The sequence below is a fragment of the Syntrophus sp. (in: bacteria) genome, assembly GCF_040768185.1.
Taxonomy (GTDB): Bacteria; Desulfobacterota; Syntrophia; order Syntrophales; family Syntrophaceae; genus Syntrophus; species Syntrophus buswellii.
Window position 1 is genome coordinate 1 of the sequence record NZ_JAXGNC010000006.1, and the last position, 18,111, is coordinate 18,111.

General features: G+C 51.6%; 15 protein-coding genes and 1 pseudogene. 7 read left to right on the forward strand and 9 right to left on the reverse strand.

From position 1 onward, the window contains the following. The 6 genes and pseudogenes from AB3175_RS07460 to AB3175_RS07485 form a co-directional block, all read right to left on the reverse strand. Positions 1-289: YgjP-like metallopeptidase domain-containing protein (locus AB3175_RS07460; protein ID WP_367360320.1), on the reverse strand; the 289-nt coding region annotated here is incomplete at its 3' end. Beyond that, a pseudogene (locus AB3175_RS07465) lies at positions 279-3,352 on the reverse strand (type I restriction endonuclease subunit R). The pseudogene AB3175_RS07465 and the gene AB3175_RS07460, both read right to left, overlap by 11 nt. Before the next feature lies 1 nt (position 3,353). Further along, complete coding sequence (locus AB3175_RS07470; protein WP_367360321.1) at positions 3,354-4,280, reverse strand: endonuclease NucS domain-containing protein; 927 nt, start codon at positions 4,278-4,280, stop codon at positions 3,354-3,356. Between the two features lie 24 nt (positions 4,281-4,304). Next, positions 4,305-5,042, reverse strand: a complete 738-nt coding sequence (locus AB3175_RS07475; RefSeq protein ID WP_367360322.1) for a hypothetical protein — start codon at positions 5,040-5,042, stop codon at positions 4,305-4,307. Then, positions 5,039-6,298 carry a restriction endonuclease subunit S gene (locus tag AB3175_RS07480; RefSeq protein WP_367360323.1) on the reverse strand — a complete coding sequence of 420 codons (1,260 nt, stop codon included), beginning with the start codon at positions 6,296-6,298 and terminating at the stop codon, positions 5,039-5,041. The genes AB3175_RS07475 and AB3175_RS07480 overlap by 4 nt, the downstream gene beginning before the upstream one ends. Next, positions 6,289-8,754 (reverse strand): type I restriction-modification system subunit M, encoded by a 2,466-nt coding sequence (locus AB3175_RS07485; RefSeq protein ID WP_367360324.1) that lies wholly within the window; start codon positions 8,752-8,754, stop codon positions 6,289-6,291. The genes AB3175_RS07480 and AB3175_RS07485 overlap by 10 nt, the downstream gene beginning before the upstream one ends. 495 nt (positions 8,755-9,249) lie before the next feature. Here AB3175_RS07485 and AB3175_RS07490 point away from each other — a divergent pair, with 495 nt between their 5' ends. The 4 genes from AB3175_RS07490 (at position 9,250) to AB3175_RS07505 (ending at position 12,519) form a co-directional block, all read left to right on the forward strand. Beyond that, the gene (locus AB3175_RS07490; protein WP_367360325.1) at positions 9,250-9,909 is read left to right on the forward strand and encodes a PEP-CTERM sorting domain-containing protein; all 660 of its coding nucleotides are present in this window, start codon (positions 9,250-9,252) and stop codon (positions 9,907-9,909) included. 305 nt (positions 9,910-10,214) lie between these two features. Then, a complete protein-coding gene (locus tag AB3175_RS07495) occupies positions 10,215-10,556 on the forward strand; it encodes a trypco2 family protein (RefSeq protein WP_367360326.1) in 342 nt (113 codons plus the stop codon). Between the two features lie 289 nt (positions 10,557-10,845). Continuing rightward, entirely contained in the window at positions 10,846-11,043 is a 198-nt protein-coding gene (locus AB3175_RS07500; RefSeq protein WP_367360327.1) for a YwbE family protein, read from the forward strand. Between the two features lie 411 nt (positions 11,044-11,454). Further along, positions 11,455-12,519 carry a hypothetical protein gene (locus tag AB3175_RS07505; protein ID WP_367360328.1) on the forward strand — a complete coding sequence of 355 codons (1,065 nt, stop codon included), beginning with the start codon at positions 11,455-11,457 and terminating at the stop codon, positions 12,517-12,519. A 667-nt stretch (positions 12,520-13,186) separates the two neighbouring features. On the opposite strand, the gene AB3175_RS07510 is transcribed toward AB3175_RS07505, so the two are convergent. Continuing rightward, positions 13,187-13,945 (reverse strand): tellurite resistance TerB family protein, encoded by a 759-nt coding sequence (locus AB3175_RS07510; protein WP_367360329.1) that lies wholly within the window; start codon positions 13,943-13,945, stop codon positions 13,187-13,189. Positions 13,946-13,967: 22 nt separating this feature from the next. Here AB3175_RS07510 and AB3175_RS07515 point away from each other — a divergent pair, with 22 nt between their 5' ends. Next, complete coding sequence (locus AB3175_RS07515; protein ID WP_367360330.1) at positions 13,968-14,096, forward strand: hypothetical protein; 129 nt, start codon at positions 13,968-13,970, stop codon at positions 14,094-14,096. 179 nt (positions 14,097-14,275) lie between these two features. Here the strand turns inward: AB3175_RS07515 and AB3175_RS07520 are convergent, their stop codons facing one another. Continuing rightward, the gene (locus AB3175_RS07520; RefSeq protein ID WP_367360331.1) at positions 14,276-14,911 is read right to left on the reverse strand and encodes a hypothetical protein; all 636 of its coding nucleotides are present in this window, start codon (positions 14,909-14,911) and stop codon (positions 14,276-14,278) included. A 394-nt stretch (positions 14,912-15,305) separates the two neighbouring features. Between AB3175_RS07520 and AB3175_RS07525 the strand changes: the two genes are divergently transcribed. Further along, the gene (locus tag AB3175_RS07525; protein ID WP_367360332.1) at positions 15,306-16,109 is read left to right on the forward strand and encodes a hypothetical protein; all 804 of its coding nucleotides are present in this window, start codon (positions 15,306-15,308) and stop codon (positions 16,107-16,109) included. A gap of 58 nt (positions 16,110-16,167) precedes the next feature. Here the strand turns inward: AB3175_RS07525 and AB3175_RS07530 are convergent, their stop codons facing one another. Then, the gene (locus AB3175_RS07530; protein ID WP_367360333.1) at positions 16,168-16,983 is read right to left on the reverse strand and encodes a hypothetical protein; all 816 of its coding nucleotides are present in this window, start codon (positions 16,981-16,983) and stop codon (positions 16,168-16,170) included. A 725-nt stretch (positions 16,984-17,708) separates the two neighbouring features. Here AB3175_RS07530 and AB3175_RS07535 point away from each other — a divergent pair. After that, positions 17,709-18,107, forward strand: coding sequence for a PA2779 family protein (locus tag AB3175_RS07535; protein ID WP_367360334.1), 399 nt, complete (start codon positions 17,709-17,711; stop codon positions 18,105-18,107). Positions 18,108-18,111 lie beyond the last annotated feature (4 nt).

Sequence of the window (18,111 nt, forward strand, 5' to 3'; positions counted from 1 at the left end):
TAATGACATTCAATCGGTAGCGACGGCCTAGGAAATAGTGGCTCTCGCCCTGAATCATCTCTCGCTGCGACTGCCGGGACTGGGCGTCAAACTTTGCCTGTTGTCGCTTGATCCAACCCAGCTTGGAGACCACGGCCAGCCTTACCGCCTCATCGCTCACCGCCAAAGGTGCCGCTACCCGGACCCGACCATGGGGAGGATAAACCCCAAGATGAAGATTCTTGATGGTCTTGCGTACCACTTCAACGGTGATGCCGCCGACCATGAGATGGTGTGGTTTAGTATTCATGCTGCTTAATGGCCAAATCTAGGGTTTTATCTGTAAGCTCTTCATCGGAAAGGACGGACTTTATGGCCAGCCTTACCTTCTTTACCTTGAAATTGTTGGTTCGCCAATCGTCCTGACGGTTCTCATTGATTGCATAATCCACGCGGAGGGCCAGAGCCTCGTCTTGCCCCAGGTTGTCGTACAGGGCACGTCTAGCGGCGGTATCCATGGCTGTAGGATAGACGTAACCTGTGGATGGATTTTTGGCCTTCCGGGTCAGCTCAACAATCTTGGCCAGGTATTCCTGATATTCGAGCGCCTCTTTTTTCCGCTGCTCGATCAGGGCATCCAACAACTCCGACATCCTCTCATAGTACTTCGGGTTGATTGGTTGCTCGTCGATGATCAGCTTTCGGACATTGTTCTCTATGGTCTCCGCGACCGCCTCCTTATTCTCCCGGATGCCCTTTGGCAGTTCATCCACAGCATCGGCTCCCCGCTGCACGATGAGTTCAACGAGGGAAAGGTCATCAAAGGCGGAGATCTTCTCACTTTCTTCCGCATGGATGTATGTGTCGATGAGGTGGCGCATCGCCGGTTCGAACATTTTCAGGTCGATATAGTCGCCACTGGCCAGCTTCACTTCATTGCGGGCCTTGTCGAAGTGATCCACCTCGGCCTTGAGGATGGCGATCTCCGGGACAGTATAGCCCGCCTCCTCCAGCTCGTTGGCCAGATTGGCGTAGGCGCGCAACAAGGACGCAGTAAGCGTGTACAACGTCAACCGCCGTGGCTCGTTTTCCTTAAGCTGTTCGGCATTTCCGGAGTCCGTGGCGCAGAAGTAACGTAGATAGGCAGCCGTATCCTTGGGGACTTCCACTGCTTCACATAAGGCCTTAACGGCCTCCCGGGCCTCCTCAAGGCGCTCCCTGGCCTTGGTCAGCCGATCCTCCAAAAGTCCCGCCACATCTTCCTTGTCATAACCGTCCAGGGCCCCGGAGGTATAGTCTTTTACCGCCCCCTCCAGGCTTTTGAACAGATCCTTGTAGTCAATGATATACCCGTATTCCTTGTCGTCGCCGTCCAAACGGTTTACCCGGCAAATCGCCTGAAACAGGCCGTGGTCGCGCATTTGTTTGTCGATGTAGAGATAAGTGGCCGGAGGGGCGTCAAAGCCGGTGAGAGTTTGTCCACGACAACCAGGAGCTTCATCTGTCCCGGTTCTTCGATGAACTTTTCTGACCTGCCTTTCAAAACTCTTCCGCCTTATTGATTGCCGTTTCCGGGGCTTCATGAAACCAGTCAGCCAGCATGTTCTGGTAAATCTCATACTGACGAAGTCTTCGGTCAACCCTTCTCCCGTTTCCTCCTTCAGGTCTGCCGTGAGTGGACGATAGAGGGTGACGATGGCGCATTTCCCGGCCAGATCCGTCTTGAAAACAGCTCATAGAACTTGCACGCCTGGTAGATGCTCCCGGAGACCAGCATCGCATTGCCGTGGCTGTCCATCAACTGCGGTTTTTCGGCCATATCCATCAGGACGTCCGCCAAATCATTTCCAGACGGATTTTGAACTGAGGATCTGCTGCAGGGTTCCCCAACGCTTCTTGAGCTGGGCCTTCGCAAGATCGTTCAGCCCCTTGGTCTTGGCTTCGAACCAGGCGTCAATCTTCTTCTGAGAGGTAATGTTCTGGTCGATGTCCCGTGCCTCATATCGCAGATCGAGGACCACCTTGTCCTGCACCGCCTCGTCGAACTTGTACGTGTGGATGTAGCGGCTTGTGTAGGAAAACCTCGATGCTTTTCTGCTTGTCGGCCTTCAAGAGCGGGGTTCCCGTGAAGCCGATAAACAACGCATCGGGAAGGATGGCCTTCATTGCCCGTGGAGATCACCCGACTGGGTCCGATGGCACTCGTCCACAAAGACGGTAAGGTTCCCTTGCCCGGAATCCGGGGGGAGAGCCCTCTTCAGTTCCGCGATATAGCCGGGGATGTCGCCTTCTTCTTCCTCCTTATCCTTGCCGCCGAATTTGTGGATGAGGGAACATACCAGCTACGGGGTCGTCGCGTTGAGCGTGGCGATCAAGTCCGCACCGCTACGGGTGCGGTAGATGTCCTCGTTGACCCCTTTGAACACCTTCTCGATCTGTTCAACTCGTGCGGTCGGTGATGATCAGGACGCGGGCGCCCTGTACGTTCTCGCGGATCCACTTGGCGAGCCATACCATTGTCAGACTTTTTCCGACCCTTGGGTGTGCCAGTCGATGCCACCCTGCCCCGTCTTAAACGCTCCTGGGCAGCACGCACACCGAAATACTGGTTGTGACGGCAAAGTTTTTTCACTCCGGCGTCGAAGACGATAAAATCGTGAATCAGTTCCAGAAAGCGGGTTTTATTGCAGAGCTGGGTCAGCGCCCGGTCAAGGGGATTCTCGATAGGGCTCTGTTCCTTCCAGGTGAGATAATACTTTTCCGGGGTCTGGATCGTCCCGTAGCGCAGCCCCTCTGTGTCATTGCCGGCCATGATCCATTGCATGGTGGAGAAGAACGGCTCGATGAAGACCTTCTTCTGGTTGTCCAGGTTCTGGCGGATCCCTTCTGACACCGAAACGATGGAGCGCTTCAGTTCCAGCACCCCCAAGGCGATGCCGTTGACGTAAAGGACGATGTCCGGCCGCTTGGTGTGGGCTTTGGGGTCTGCCGCAGTAACGGTGACCTCTTCGGCAATAGAGAAATCGTTTTTCAAGGGGTTTTCCCAGTCGATCAACCAGACGGTCCGGGTGATCTCGCCCACGTCAGGCTTCACCTTCACCCCGTAGCGCAGGAGGTCATAGATGGCCCGGTTGCGGTCGTAGAGGCTTTTACTGGTGTCTCCCACTGTCGTCTTGAGGAGATGAAGCGCCCGTGGAATCAGTGCCTCCTCTACCGCCTGTTTTTTCAACCAGGGAACGAGGAGATCGCCTTCGACATTGGCGTTGTCCTCCCGGTCGGTCCAGTCGCCAAGATACTCGTAGTCGAGGATTTCACGGAACAACTTCACTACACGCGCTTGAGTCTTCTTTTCCTTCTGGCCGACGGGACTCATCTCATGCCTTTACCAATTTGAAGTTGATCTGATAACGGTAAAAATCGATGGTTGGTACGACCGCCAGTGCCCGGCGGATTCTTTGGTCGTCCTCCAGAGCGATGATCACTCCCTTGACCGATTGTTCCTTCTCCGCCAGTTCCTCCTGAACATACCCCATGTAGCGGAGGATCTGACCGACAACAACATCACTGGCCCGGCCCTTCTTCAACTCGACGACCAAAAGCCGTCTTTTATCCTTGCTGATAGCCAGGATGTCTAACGGACCGGTATCGGTTTGGTACTGCTGACCGACACACTCTCCCTCTTCTTCATAGATATCATATTCCTTGCCCAACTCAGTCTGTACCCAATTCTGCACCAAAAAGTCTTCCAGATGCTTTTCCATCACGAAGGCAGCCGGGTCTTCCACCGTTTCATCAGTCGATATCACGGTGGGTGGTGTAAAGCCACCCATCAATTTCTCGATTTCATCGTGATGTCCCGTGATGTTGCTGACCGTACCAATGGAACCGGTCGAGTTCTTGAGACTCTCGCTCATATTGTTGCGTTCGATGCTCTGGTTCATCCATTTGACAGTGCGGCGATGAGGAAGGACCTGTCCTGGGGCATAAAGGTAGTCGCTGATCACTTCTCCAATATGATAGCTGCCTGTACCGTCCGGACACAACACAATATCTCCGATCTTTATGCCCTTGGCAACGGTCCACAGCGCCCCACAGGCAAGACCTGCACCGATTTTGTTCTTGTCAGGATGTCCCTCCAGGAAAATTGGAATAAATTCCTTGTTGAACTCCCGCCATTCATCAGGCAACTTGCTGCTCAAGTCCTGGTTGATGCCGAAGTCAGCCCCGATGAAGTTCCCGGCGAAACACTCCGCTGCATGAACACTTTTCCTGCCCAACATGACGCGGTAATAGTTTCTCATGATATTCACCTATTGGTGTGAAGTTTATTGAGAATCGAAAACATCCCGGGGAATCCAGATCCACCCTTCTCGGGAAGAGACATGGTCCTCGGGCGGTTGGAGCAATGAGCGATCGTTGATGAAAAGATAAGCGATGAGGGCACAGACCCGCGCATCTTCGAGGTCCGCAGGACTGAGCGGGTGCTGATCTTTAAGCAGGGCCTTCAACACCCGGCTTGTCCGACATCCCGCCGGATAGGCTTCGACCGCAGAGAACCCCTTATTGTCGGTCCAGATCCCACAACTTTCCATCACAGGGGCGAATTTGGAAAGGACATGCATGCCCTTGGTCGCCTGACTGCCGATCATGTCCTTGACGGAAGACAGAGGAGAAAGCCCTCGTTCAAAAAGATAACGTTCCGTGAATCGAAAGAGATAAGGGTTTGTATTTGATTCTCCTATCGGTCCCGTGGCCTTCCCTTCGGAAACCAGTTTGACAAACTCATCGGAAAACCCCAACGGGGTGTCGATGGCCAGAGTAACTGGAACACCGTCACCTGATTTTCCGGCAGCGCAGAGGTTAAAAAGGCTTCCTATCCACTCGTCCGTCGTGTTGGCTTTGTTGATGTGAGTCCTCAGATTGCCCCGCCAAGGCTTACCTACGATGACCAGCTCGGAATCAAGGATCACGATGGCATCGCGGCTCAGGCGGTTTTTGTCGCAGTTCCAGCCGCCGACATCCCAGCCGATGTAATACAATGACGGGTCGGGGCCGCTGTTCATATCATGCGAATCCTTCCGGTGAGCAGTTCCTGCATCATTCCCTGCTTGAGCGCGCGGGTCTTATCGCGGCGGGCTTCTAGGGCGGCAATATCGGCGTCCATGTCAGAGAGGACCTCGACAATGGCAGTTTGTTCGACAGCTTCGGGTGCTTTGAATGTGAAGTTAGTGAAATCTTTCTGGTAGAGATGCGATATCGTTGATCCGGCCTGTAGCTTTGTCAAAAATTCTTCAAAGATGTGTGATGCAAGTATGAAGTAAAGAAACTGCGGAACATATGCGTGCTTTTTCGGACGGATAACGAATACACCGCTGTTAAGTGTAGCCGGGCAAGGAAGCGAATCAACAAAACCAACCTTACCGATAGAGCCGTCTTTTGTAAGAAGAATATCTCCTACGGTGAGTTGAATATTCCTGTCCTGAACATATCGTAGCCGGTCCACATACCAGCATTTCGACCAATCTACCCCACCATTCGAAAAATCAGTACCTGTGACGAGCAGGTAATCACCGGTCCGTCGATACTCCTCAGTCGTGAGACCTTGCCAGCCGATCCGTGCCTTTAAAACAGATTTCTCTGTCATGTTGATGAGCTTCCATTCCCCACTGAACCCCGGTAGGCGGGTCTGGCCGGTGAGAAGCTGTTGCATGGCGGCCTGTTTGAGGTTGCGTTTCTTGGCGATGAGACGATCCAATGAAGCTATCAGCGCGTCCATATCGGAGAGCGACTCCGCAATGGTGCGTTGCTCGGGCTTTAGCGGGATGGCAACCTCTGCCTCCCGCACCTGCTGGAGACTGATTTGGGGATAGGCTTGACCTGTTGTGATGGAGTTGAATCTCCTGCGAACTGCAGGCTGGGAAAGGAAGTGGTATACAAATCCAACATCCACAAGTGGCGATGAAATGCGTATTCTAGCGATATGTTGGTTCATGTTTGCGGTGCCTGTGCCCATTAAGAGGACAACTCGTCCCACGTTACCGGTAATCGTTATCAAAATATCGCCATCACGAACTTCACTCCGCCGCAAAAAAGCGTGGGCAGCAGTCGATATGAACATGGACTTTCCGAGATCAAGGCCCTGTTCAGAAACACATTCACTTCGGAGGAAAAGAACCCCATTCTCTTCCCACTTAAACCCGTAAGTTGTTGGCGTAGAGCCCTTGGTGATAAAGTCGGATAACTGCGATAACGACATGGTTCCCCACTCCTCCGGGATGATGCCCACATCCGTCTTCTTATAGCCGGATCTCACTCCCATACCGACCCCATCTTCTTGAGGTGTTCGTCCACGCGGGCGGAGAGGTCTTCCACAGCAGCGATAAGCTGCGGCAGTGGAGTGGCGTACCGTTCAGCCAGTTCCCGGAGACGCCCAGTGAGGGTCTGTGACACCCGCTCCAGTTCTCCCTGCACCGCAGCAGCTAATGTTGCCAGCCATTTGTCGTTCACCACGAGGGTTTTGATTTCCTCCTCGGTCAGCTGACCATACTTGGCGGCAACGTTGACCTCCAACTTCTTCTGGGCATCTTTGAGTCTGCTGTTGATGACGGCTTCCTTCTCGATGAGGGCCAGGTATTCTTTCAACACCTTCAGCTCGTCCACAAATTCCTTATCACCTTTGATTCCCTTGATCCGGTCCGTGACCGCGGCCTTGGTGATTTTTCCCTTGTCATTCTTCACTTCGGTCAGCAGCCCTTCATCACACCCGTGTTCTTCGGTCAGCTCTTCCATGTTCTGGAAAATGGCAGTAGCCTCGGATTCCAGGCTCTCAATAGCGGCTTGCTCTTTGGCAAAGTAACGGGCAATGAGCACCGGGACGGGAATCAGGTCGGACTTGAACTTCTGCTTCCCCACGGTGAAATCCGGTTTTTCCTTCACCTTCTTCTCCTTATCCTCGATGAGGAGTCGCGGCTTGGCAGCCTCTTCCCAACCGTCGCTGACGATCAGATACACATCGTCCTGCAGGGTTTCGGTCCAGTAATCCATCAGGTGCTGATAGATGTCATAGGGGTCAAGTAGGGGGGCTTTCTGGAAGGTCTCCAACAAGTCCTCGGAGAGGGTTTCGATGAGGGCCTTGGGGCGGTCGTCCCTGGCAATACCCACAAGTCGCGGAGCGTTGGCGGCCTTCCACTCCTCGAACAGCATCGTGACGGAAGTGTTGAAGGCAGTGAACTCTCGATGGTCGAACATGGCGGTTTTGATCTCAGCCATGGGTAACTTCAGGCGGCTGTAACCGGGACGTCCGGCCGGCTCGAAGAGGAGCGGTCGCAGGCCGGGGAAGATCTGCCAGTACCGGTCAAGGTCGTCAAGATCGCGGTCGGGGATGCCGCCTCGTAGGTGGCCGTCAATGTCCTGCAGGTCCTCGGGCTCTGTGGTATCGATGTAACGGGGCAGGTTGAGGTTGTAGTCGTTCCTCGGGTCGCGAATCTCCGACAGGGGCACCATCCTTGAGTATCTGGGGATCTCCACCTGCCGCGTGAAGGTGTCCACAATCTTGTGGATGTCCTGATCACGGAGGCGGTTCTTGTTACCGTCCTTGATGAAGCCCTTGGAGGCGTCGATCATAAAAATGCCTTCCCGATCAGAGGCATTCTCCTTGTCGAGCACCAGGATGCAGGCGGGGATACCCGTCCCATAGAAGAGGTTGGCCGGCAGACCGATAATCCCCTTGATGAAACCGCGCTGAACGATCTCTTTCCGGATGGTCGCCTCGGCGCCACCACGAAACAGGACTCCATGGGGATGGATGACCGCCCCCTTGCCCGTGCTCTTCAAACAGGCGAGGATATGAAGGAGAAAGGCAAAATCGCCGTTCTTCTGTGGTGGAACCCCATAAACGAAGCGGTTGAAAAGGTCATGAACCGGATCGAAGCCGTTGCTCCAGGCCTTGGAGGAGAACGGAAAATTTGCGACCACGAAGTCGAACGTCTTGAGGCGGCCATTGCTGTCTTTGAAGTGTGGGCTGGACAGGGTGTTGTCCTTCCATATCTCCGCCGTGGGACAGTCGTGAAGGATCATGTTCATTCTAGCCAGTGCCGCGGTCGCATTGTCCATTTCCTGACCATAGAGGGCAAGGTCAAAACCGGTCTGGCTTCTGGCCTCGTCGTGGGCCTTGAGGAGGAGAGACGCCGACCCGCAGGTGGGATCATGGACGGACTGGCTGGCACTACTGGCGTTGCCGATGCCGATGACTTTCGCCATGATCCGGGAGACCTCGGCCGGGGTGTAGAACTGCCCCTTGCTCTTGCCGGACTCGGTGGCAAAGTGGCGCATGAGGTATTCGTAGGCATCGCCCAGGAGGTCGTCACCTTCGGTGCGGTTGTTGCGGAAGTCGAGGGCCGGTGTGTTGAAGATGGCGACCAGGTTGGAAAGACGGTCCACCATCTCCTTCCCTCGGCCCAGCTTTCCCTCGTCGTTGAAGTCGGCCAGATCAATCACTCCCCGGAGATTGTTGGCCTCGGCCATCTTGCCGATGATCTTGTTGATCTTATCGCCGATCTCCTTATCGCCCTTGAGAGCCACCATGTCGGCAAAGCCGCCACCCTCGGGTACATCTAGCAAATAGTTACCCTTCTGACTGGCCGCCTTGTCGGACACGTACTTCATGAACAGCAAGACCAGAATGTAGTCCTTATACTGGGAGGCGTCCATGCCGCCACGCAGTTCGTCGCAGCTTTTCCAGAGGGAGGAGTAAAGTTCGGATTTCTTAATTGCCATGGCACCCCTTTTCCCAAATGACAGTATCGTTGTGAAAAACCTGAAAAGCCATGATCACGTTTGAAGAGTTGTGGGTCGTTTTTATACCTTTCCGTTCAGTGTGTCAAATCCGGAACTTCAAAAATCAGGATGGCAAGATCGCGGGAGCCCCCACAGGGGGCGGACGGGAGACGGAGCTTTGATGCGGGGGGGGGTGACCACTACTCTCTGACTGCAAAGAAACTTTACACTTTCTGTATATGAAACTAAGTATTTTAAATCATGAGAATTTATTAATTTTTTGATGCTTATTTTCTGCGATACTGTCGGATAACTTTACATATCGTACACTATGGTTTGTCAATGATCGCATTGTTTTCTGTACTCATAATAAATATATCATTAGGAAGATCAATAGTTTAGGTATGTATAATGATAGGTCAATCATGATATGGAATGGATTATGTTTTATATACACCTGAAGTGACGTGAACAATTCAACAGGAGGTATATAAAATGAAAAAGTTATTTATGGTATTCGCAGTGTTAGGCTTGGTCGCGCTGCTCTTCGCCATTCCAGCTCAGGCCGATCTCATGTACTCCACGGGCACAGACGCCAATTCCGACGGGATCGACGATTTCTTCACCGTTGACGGAGGAAATGCCTATCTGGTAACCAAATTCGCCAATGGCTGGCCCGTACTGCCAAATGAGAACCTGACTACAGGGAAGTACATCTCGTGGGCGGCTGACCAGTCGAATGCGACTCAGGGCAACGTGATGGGCAAGCTCTATACCTACGCATTCAATTTCAACTGGGCGGGCTCGACCACCAGCACGACATTCGACTTCCGATGGCTCTCCGATGACTACCTCACCGACATCCTGCTGAACGGCACGAGTCTTGGCGTCAACAATCTAAGTCAGAATCAACCGTGGACGACATCGTATTCAAAGAACGGAGTGAACGGCACGGTGCAAAGCGGCGTCAACAAGATCGAGTTCCTCATCTGGAACACGGGCGGCCAACAGCCTCCCTACACCGGAGTCAGCGGGCCGACCGGCATAGCGGCGGACTTCAAGGTGTACGGCAACGCCACGACGGTGCCGGAACCGGCGTCGTTACTGCTGCTGGGCATGGGCCTCGCTGGGCTTGCGTTCTGGCGGAAGAGCTAGTCGTAGACACCAGGCTGACGTCCCAGGGAATGAACAAGGGCCACCATTGCGGTGGCCCTTGTTGCGTATGAGTGAGTCGCCGGCTGCGCACACTCACTCCTTTTCGGCGTTGGCTCTTCTGCCGCCGTCTGGACGGACTCCAAAGGGATGTTTGACAGTGGACATTGTCAACTTCGGTGCCGTTTGCCGGGCCTACGGATGATTTTTCTCCGCTTTCCACCACAGCATAATGATAGCCGCTAATAACGGACCGAAACGGCACATGGTGTAAGCGCAGGGCAGACAGGATGTCGATCGGGGTGATTATGAAAGGCAAGATTCGTCTCGGAGAATTTATCAAGGATGTAAAGAAGGAGCTTATCGAAGCTCAAGATACTACGGGAGATCCCTTCTTCGAACTTGAGGAAGTCCAGCTGGAAGTGTGCTTTGTCCTTGATGCATCGACAAAAGCTGGAGGAAAATTGTTTGTCGTTGAGATTGGAGGAGAAACCAAGGCCCAGCAAACCCATAAGGTTTCATTGACTTTACGTCCTTTACCCAGGCCGGTAATTGAGACTCAAGAGACTGAATTGACCACTGCCCCAGCAAAAGCAAGGAGCAAAACCCTTCGCCGACGTCCTGTTTACAGAAGACCTGTTTACAGATAGTGAGTGGGTTAATTCAGAGAGCATAGATTTATTGATCTGGCCCAGACTGGAGTCGACGATGCCTGGTCTTGCCAGGTTGTTTTCAGCGGGGTGTAAAATTTGAGCCATACTGGATGGCAGAAAGAGTTACTGCAAAGAGCCGGAGCGACGTTTTTGATTATTTTCAGCTTTAAAGCTGTCCCGCAAGATCCTCAAGAGTAGGCAGATGAAAAGATCGAAGGTGCAACGATGAAGCTGGGAGCACTTTTTCAGAAAAGCTGGGAAATTTCTCCCACTGGACGATATGCCCATGAATGGGAAAAACCGTTCGGATATTAGAACAGGGACACATGTAAAGATTGTCCAGAAACAGGATCAGCGCACCGGAAAACTGACTGAGGGAATTGTTTTGGATATTCTAACAAAGTCCCCCAGGCATCCCCATGGCATCAAGGTACGGCTGCAAGACGGGACGGTCGGCCGGGTCAAGGAAATCCTTGATGTTTGAACAGGACTCAACCAATATTGACAGCCTCATCTCAGGAGGCTGGCATAGGCCATAAGGATCAAAGCAGATGTTAACCCATCCCGGAAGTGTCACATCGCCAAACCACGATTGCACCTCTATACCTCATTGGCTTACGGTTGGGAATTTACGACAGAAAATCCAGAAGTGGAGGAAGCAGTCTCCGGGGCGATATCCGAGAGAATAGGCCGGGAATCAGACCATCAGAACACACAATAAAAGTCCCCACAGGATCGACTGATCTTGCTGGGACATCATAATATCAAATCTTGAAATGATCAGAGAAGGTTTCGCAAAGGCCCACCTGGAATAGCCGGAAGAACCCGATCAATCACAGTTTATTCATGCTGAACGATAGGCAACATCAGCACGGATGGATGAAAGGAATTAGGTATGAAGAGGAAACAATCGTTACTGGGTGCTATTCTTTTCGTTGTTACCCTGATAGGGATTTCATGCGCCTCTCCTAAATATGCAACGGTAACACCTGAATTACACTCCCAGTTTATGAGAGATCTGAAAGTTGGAAACCTGAATCTCGATTGCGACACTCCTGAATGCTATCTCAGTTGGGGTGAACATCGTAATGAGTTGATTTCATCTTATAATTCAAGACAATGGGAGCCCCTGGCGGAATTGGTGATGAAAATAGGCTATGGACAAGATCTGGCGTACTATTTTCTTGGAATGTCGGCAGAAGGTTTGGGCTATCACGAAGCTGCATTAAAATATTATCGGCAAAGCGGAACAACATCCGGTGATTCAAGAAAATTACACCATTGCAGAGAGACAGTTAGAGGGTGCGGTGGGTTAGAACTCGCTTCGGTTCTGCCGCAGCGCATTGCAGCTGTTAAGGCTATGGCTCAAACGACGGGACGAAGCTCTAAATCGAGAGATCATCATAAACTTAGCGGTGAGCACGATCTTGCAAAAAATGAGAGCAAAACTGTAAGCGATAAAAAGCCCGTTACAGGCCAAATCTTGGATAATCTGGAAATATGTCAATATAAATTTAAAAATGGGAAATACAAAGAAAAAATAGAACGGGACGATCAGGGTCCTGATGATCCGGTTGTTTGGGATACAGTGGGTATTGCAAAGAAAGCGTTTGGTGATCTTGATGGCGATGGCGTTATTGATGGAGCCGTTGTTCTTTGGCGCAATACCGGAGGAAGCGGAATTATGGTCGGTATTGCTGCGGCCATCGCGGCACAAGGCAATCCCACGATTAGTAAAGTGATCACACTGGGCGACAGGGTTGAAGTTAAGTCCATGAACATTGAACATGGAATTATTGTTCTTCGTTTATTAACGCATGGCCCCAGAGATGGTCTCTGCTGTCCAACAGTAAAATCCGTATATAAATTCAAGCTTTCTGGAATCCACTTGGTGAACCTGACTCCAACAGCACGGGAAAACCAGCTTCAAGATTCTGAATGCACCTTTTTTTACGAGTAATAACCCGACTTCCCGGATCATTGGTCCTGAACAGGACTTTTGTTGACAGTGGTCCGCTCCTTCCGGACAGGTGCCTCAACTTTATCTCAAAATTGTACTGGGATAAAACTCCTATTCAGCTAATATTGACTTTTCATGGTGCTCCAGGACATGATCCGGCATGGCATCCATAGGTTAACCGGGTCAGGCACTACACCATGCACGCTTGAATTTCTCAGGTGGTAGAGAATGACAGATCCTGTCAGGACGTAACCGTGCGACGAAGTCATATCGGATCTGCTCTCCAGACAGGATATTGATCCGGAAGTCCTTCAAATGAGCCGTTCTTTGAAAAAGGATCACGCAAGACTGGTCAGGACATTTAAGAGCTTGGCAGGCGAGAGGAAACCGCCTCTGTCCTTCGGGTCTGGCTTCCAAGGATCTGGAAGCAGTTCCCTCATGGGACTGACGGGATGTTTCATAACCCGGCTGGATATGACATCGAAGTACTACCCCTCGAAAAAAAACAGTTGCCGCCCGGTTTTTCCCGACCCACTCCAAAAGCGAGGGCTTAACCAATTTTAGTTAAGCCCTCGCTTTGTTTCTGCTTCCCGTTGCCGAGAATCTTCTCAAATTCGGTGCATAGTTCGCGACGCCATCAATAGGGAAGGCGTCATAACGTTGTCCTTTATGCCTGCTGCAGGCCAACGAGTTCTTGAATACGCCGGGTAATTTCCGGTGTTAAACCCAATCCTTGAGCAAGCCGTTCCAGGTAATCCTTCTCCGCTTGGGTGTCCACTTCAATGGCCAGCAGAGAGGCCGCATAGATCTGGGCCGCAAGTTCCGGTTGACCCTGTGCCGCGGCGATCAGCGCTTCCGTTTCCATCGGCTGCTGCAGCTGGGTCCTCAAATAGTCCCTGCCTTCCTCATCAATCCCGATTTCACTGATTTTTCCAAGCATTCGGTCGATTTCATTCTGATCGATCTCGCCGTCAGATTTGGTTGCATTGATCATGGCACGCAAAACGAGTTCCGAGCTTTGTTCCATCTGGAGCTGCTCCATTTCCGTCTGTGGCTCCAGCAGTCCGACCGGTATCGACGGGTTTTTTTGTCCGCTTCCTTTCAGGGCATTGAAAGCCAGACTGGCCAGAACGGCCATTAAGCCGCCGCCGACGGCCCCTCCGACGGACTTTCCTCCACCGCCCAGAAGGGAACCAATCAGTGCCCCCAGGCCGCCTATGGCAATATTTCTGTTGCCGCCAACCGCTTGTCCCGCACTGCCCAGCATATTTGAAAGCAAATCACCGAGGCCGCCCCCGGAACCGGGTGCGGCGGGCCCCTTTTGTCCGCCCCCCAGGACGCTGGATAACAGGTCCCCTATTCCGCCTCCTCCGCCTCCGGTCTGCCCGGATGAACCTCCCAGCATGTTCCCAAGATTATCCAGCATTCCTCCACCTAAAGAGTTTTTTATGCGTTCATTTGACGAAGCCGACATTCCGGATTGCACCATTGCTCCAAGAAGATCCCGTATGTTCATTTTCTTCTCCTCCTTTGCCGTTGCTGAAATGTTTGCCGTTTTGTTTGTATTTTTAGGATGATGAATTGCTTAATCAGGAGTGTTAAATATAGGGGAGGATATTTTGCTTTGTCAATTCGTATTTTACCCACGCGGATCCGCTGACATGAAAAGTGAGAGTGCGCCCATGCTGGGCGTACCAAAAGAAAGGCAGAACCGCTTGGTTCTGCCTTTCTTTCATTGCGTCGTTTCTGTGTTCAGTTACTGGTTCAATTTCTTCCTCAACCCTGCCAGTCCTGCCAAACCAAAACCAAGCAACAGAATGGGAGCAGGAATCGGTACAGCATTAAATGTAACCTGATCAATACCATATGCGCTGATATATCCTGAGTCGATAGTGACTGTACTGAACGTACCATCTCCAATATAACCCCAGAAGCCATAGCCGTAGTTATCAACATCGCTCAGAATAAAAGAATTTCCTTCAACGGCAAGATTAAGTTGCGAATTCCAGCTTGGGTTATAGGTATAATCAAATCCAAAAAAGCTGATCCCGCTGTTGAAAGAAAGGGTTGTTACAGAACCTGTAAATCCGATATCGGTATCCAGATAAAGATAGTTGGCTCCCCCCACGGTTGTATTCCTGGAATAGGCAAATTCCGTATCCAATACCTTTACCGCATCGGGCACTGATGCAGCGGAGAAGTTATTAAAATTGATCTGTGACACCGCCCCGCTGCCAGGATTGCCGGAAATAGGATAAGCCTCGAAATCTTCTATGGTGTATGTCGAAACCGCCGCTTCAAATAAGGCGCGGTCGGTATATACCGTACCGGCATGTGCATAACCGGCCATCATGGTGATGATGAGACAAAAAATTGATAAATATTTTTTCATCGTTATTTATTCCTCCTTTTTTCATATCGTGGATTTTTCTGCGTGGTCAATTTATCTCCGGTAATCTGATTATCCCCCCCTCCTCACGAAGCAATGCCGCTATACGGCTGAACGAGCCTGAGCATAAACTTAGCTGAAAAATAATACAAAATCACCTCGAAACATACAATCGGGGAAAGTATGGATTTCGATGATGCCAAAATTCTTACGTTAAGACAAATGGCGAATAACTTGCTGCGGGAAATGCTTAATGCAAATCGGCTCTGCCATTTTTATAGGCTGCGAGAGATTCTCATCATTTCCTGGGTAAATAATCCTTGAATATAAATCCGTTTGAAGTAAAAAAGAAATAGTACAAGATGGATCACTTCCGGGAAAGGGGGCCTTTCGATCTTTGACGGCAAATGAACAGTTCTGTGCCAATCCCATACAGTTCCTGATCGATAATACGCTAATCAACTATCAGCCGGAATCTCACATATACGGAAAGCTTGTTGAACCCAATTTTCAGAAAAAAGCAAAGGGTATCAATATGAACCAGCATCAGGACGGCGACGGTAAAATCAGATACGACCTGGCAAACATTGGTAACCGTAAATATGTGTTGAGGCGTCTGGTTCCGGCTGCGGTCTCTAATGCTCAAGGAGTGGCCGTTCCGGCATGGCCCGCTGACTACATCGAGGGGAATTATTTTCCTTACCTGCCAGGAGGTGTCGCAAACCTCCAGGATATGGGGCAAATCACTGTTAATACCCTGGAGCTTCCCGTCTTTACATTTACAGGCGCGATGAACGGCTGTGCGTTTGTGGTTACGGATACCGTCCCTCGGCAGAATAACCACTATGTGTGCTATCACTACCAAAGCCCGGAAAGCAACCCACTGTATGGACCAAATGGAGCCGGAAGATTTCCCGGCACGATGAGATGCTATGTTCACGCCAGTGACTACCTGCCGGCTGCCTGGCAAAGGAGATTTACGCACAACGCGCTGCCGGCGACATTCATTTTCATGTGGCGCAATCCTCGAACGGGTGAATTGAGAATCATTTCCGAAACCGTTGCTGTGAGACCCGACAACAGTGTGCCCAACTACCATTCAAAACTTGTTCAATCGTGGCGGGTGCAAAGCAATGCGGAGGTTGGAGCGGCAATAAGGCCTTACACCAATGTTAATCATCAAGTCCACGTAAGGCCTTAAGTTCGTTAACCGAGTTCCTTTCCAAGAACCTTACGGGTCTCTTCCATCACCTGCAAAGCTAAAAGCTGTACGTGACGATGGCGCCACCGTAAAGAAAATTGGAGTCCCGGCCCGTCATGCTGAAATATTTCATTTCCCGTCGTGCATCACCGCACAGGGGAAAGGTATAGGACAGGGCCGGGGTAACGTAGACGTTATCCAGGATTTTGTAAGGAAAGCCCACGGTCAATGTCCCGTCATGGAAATTGTTGAATTTCCCGCCGGTCACTCCCCCATCTTCGCCAACCTCGGGATACTCTTCCGAATCGGTGCTGACAAGATACCCTGCCGATGCGGACAGGTCGATGGACAGCCGCTCTGAAACGGGGAAGGATTGGCTTAGAGTCAACAGAAAGTACCAGTAGAGATCATGCATGACTTCACGGTAAACAGTCAGGCTCGGACTCAACGGCACATCGATCCCCAGCTTCAGGGATACCTCCTGAGAATCTTCACCGCCGACCGCATTGTAAGACATGTAGCCGATTTCATAGTTCAGCAGACGGTATTTGCCTCCGTAAAAAAGCGAAACGTCCGTTTCGTTCCAGCGCTCACCCCCCTCACCATGAGGATCTGAATCCCAGTTCCCCCAGAGGTCTGCCGAAATTCCCCCGTAGTTCAGGGTAAAAGACGGCTGCAAGACCAGGCTGTGACGGCTCAGTTCCTGCCCGCGCCAGATGTAGGCACTCAATGCGGACAAAGACACCTCCCCGGAAAGCGCGCTCTCCCCTTTTTCCGTTTTATCGACTTTCTCCGCTTCGGCCCGGCAGGGGCCTGTGGCAATCAGAATCCAAAGAGAAGCCGCCAGGACATAAAAAAGCCTTTTTGAGAACATTGGAAAAACTCCTCCATCAGACAGTTCGACTCGACACCACCAGTTCAATTCTGCTTTCTGTACACGGCTTGCGTGCCATGGGAAGATCCCCGGAATTAGAGTCTGGCAATTCCACTTCATCTAAAGACGCGATGGCGATGAGCGGCAAAAACGCACAATCCGTACCAGAACATTGTGAAGACCCTCTCTGACGTGGCGACTCACCGAAACTCTTCCTTGAAGCAGGGAAAGAACGGGACTCAGTGCAGGGCATCTTCCCGGGACAGCAAGGGGCACGTCTGCTTCCACCGTCACGATGGAGTGCCGTTTTCCGAAGAGGACTTCACCGGGCTTTTTCTTGAGATCCTTTCCTGTCTTGTCTTTAACATACCAGGCTTACACTCCTGCAGGCCATCGTGGGCCGCCTTGACCTCTTCACGCTTCATGGCCCTGCATTCGTCCTTTCCGGCAAGGCTCCCTCCCCTAAGATGAACCGCCCCGGGAATTCTTCTTATTTGGCCTTTTACTCTCTTGACAGAAGGCGGCAAAAAGTGAGATGCAGATGCTCACCGAAACTGACAGCCTGTGGGCCTTGAGAGGTCATTGCATCCTGCGGATATGGATGGAGACGACGGGATGACGATGCCGCCCGCAGCAACAGGAGACCGGGAGAAGAGCAGGACAGCCTAATCCTTCCCGATGGCTGCCTTGAGAATTTTTGATAGAGAGGAAAGGAGTAACATTCGATGATCAGAAAATTCAGAAACCCGATATTCGCCATGCTTCTCGCCCTGTTCTGGTGCCTCTTCGTGACGTCACCTGCAGGTGCGGCCATGGTATCGTCACAGGTCTCGTCAGAACATCAAGCAGGCGCGGATCTCAAATTCCAGGACATCGACAAAATCAAACTCGCCCTTGAAAACAAGATCGTCCAGGAAAAATTGCGCGCCCATGGCCTGACTCCCGATGAAATCAAATCGAAAATCAGCGGGATGACAGAAGAGCAGGTCCACCTGCTCGCACAGGCCTCGGATTCCGTTCTTGCGGGCGGAGACGGAGTCGGGTTCGTCATCGGCGTACTGGTCATCATCATTCTGGTGATTGTCATCCTTAAACTGCTGAACAAGAAAATTGTCATAGGCTGAGGGC

What these genes read in the sequence shown, in the direction of transcription:
- AB3175_RS07470 (WP_367360321.1), bottom strand. Translation starts at nt 4,280, where the DNA reads ATGAGAAACTATTACCGCGTCATGTTGGGCAGGAAAAGTGTTCATGCA.
- AB3175_RS07475 (WP_367360322.1), bottom strand. Translation starts at nt 5,042, where the DNA reads ATGAACAGCGGCCCCGACCCGTCATTGTATTACATCGGCTGGGATGTC.
- AB3175_RS07480 (WP_367360323.1), bottom strand. Translation starts at nt 6,298, where the DNA reads ATGGGAGTGAGATCCGGCTATAAGAAGACGGATGTGGGCATCATCCCG.
- AB3175_RS07485 (WP_367360324.1), bottom strand. Translation starts at nt 8,754, where the DNA reads ATGGCAATTAAGAAATCCGAACTTTACTCCTCCCTCTGGAAAAGCTGC.
- AB3175_RS07490 (WP_367360325.1), top strand. Translation starts at nt 9,250, where the DNA reads ATGAAAAAGTTATTTATGGTATTCGCAGTGTTAGGCTTGGTCGCGCTG.
- AB3175_RS07495 (WP_367360326.1), top strand. Translation starts at nt 10,215, where the DNA reads ATGAAAGGCAAGATTCGTCTCGGAGAATTTATCAAGGATGTAAAGAAG.
- AB3175_RS07500 (WP_367360327.1), top strand. Translation starts at nt 10,846, where the DNA reads ATGAATGGGAAAAACCGTTCGGATATTAGAACAGGGACACATGTAAAG.
- AB3175_RS07505 (WP_367360328.1), top strand. Translation starts at nt 11,455, where the DNA reads ATGAAGAGGAAACAATCGTTACTGGGTGCTATTCTTTTCGTTGTTACC.
- AB3175_RS07510 (WP_367360329.1), bottom strand. Translation starts at nt 13,945, where the DNA reads ATGCTGGATAATCTTGGGAACATGCTGGGAGGTTCATCCGGGCAGACC.
- AB3175_RS07515 (WP_367360330.1), top strand. Translation starts at nt 13,968, where the DNA reads ATGCGTTCATTTGACGAAGCCGACATTCCGGATTGCACCATTGCTCCA.
- AB3175_RS07520 (WP_367360331.1), bottom strand. Translation starts at nt 14,911, where the DNA reads ATGAAAAAATATTTATCAATTTTTTGTCTCATCATCACCATGATGGCC.
- AB3175_RS07530 (WP_367360333.1), bottom strand. Translation starts at nt 16,983, where the DNA reads ATGTTCTCAAAAAGGCTTTTTTATGTCCTGGCGGCTTCTCTTTGGATT.
- AB3175_RS07535 (WP_367360334.1), top strand. Translation starts at nt 17,709, where the DNA reads ATGATCAGAAAATTCAGAAACCCGATATTCGCCATGCTTCTCGCCCTG.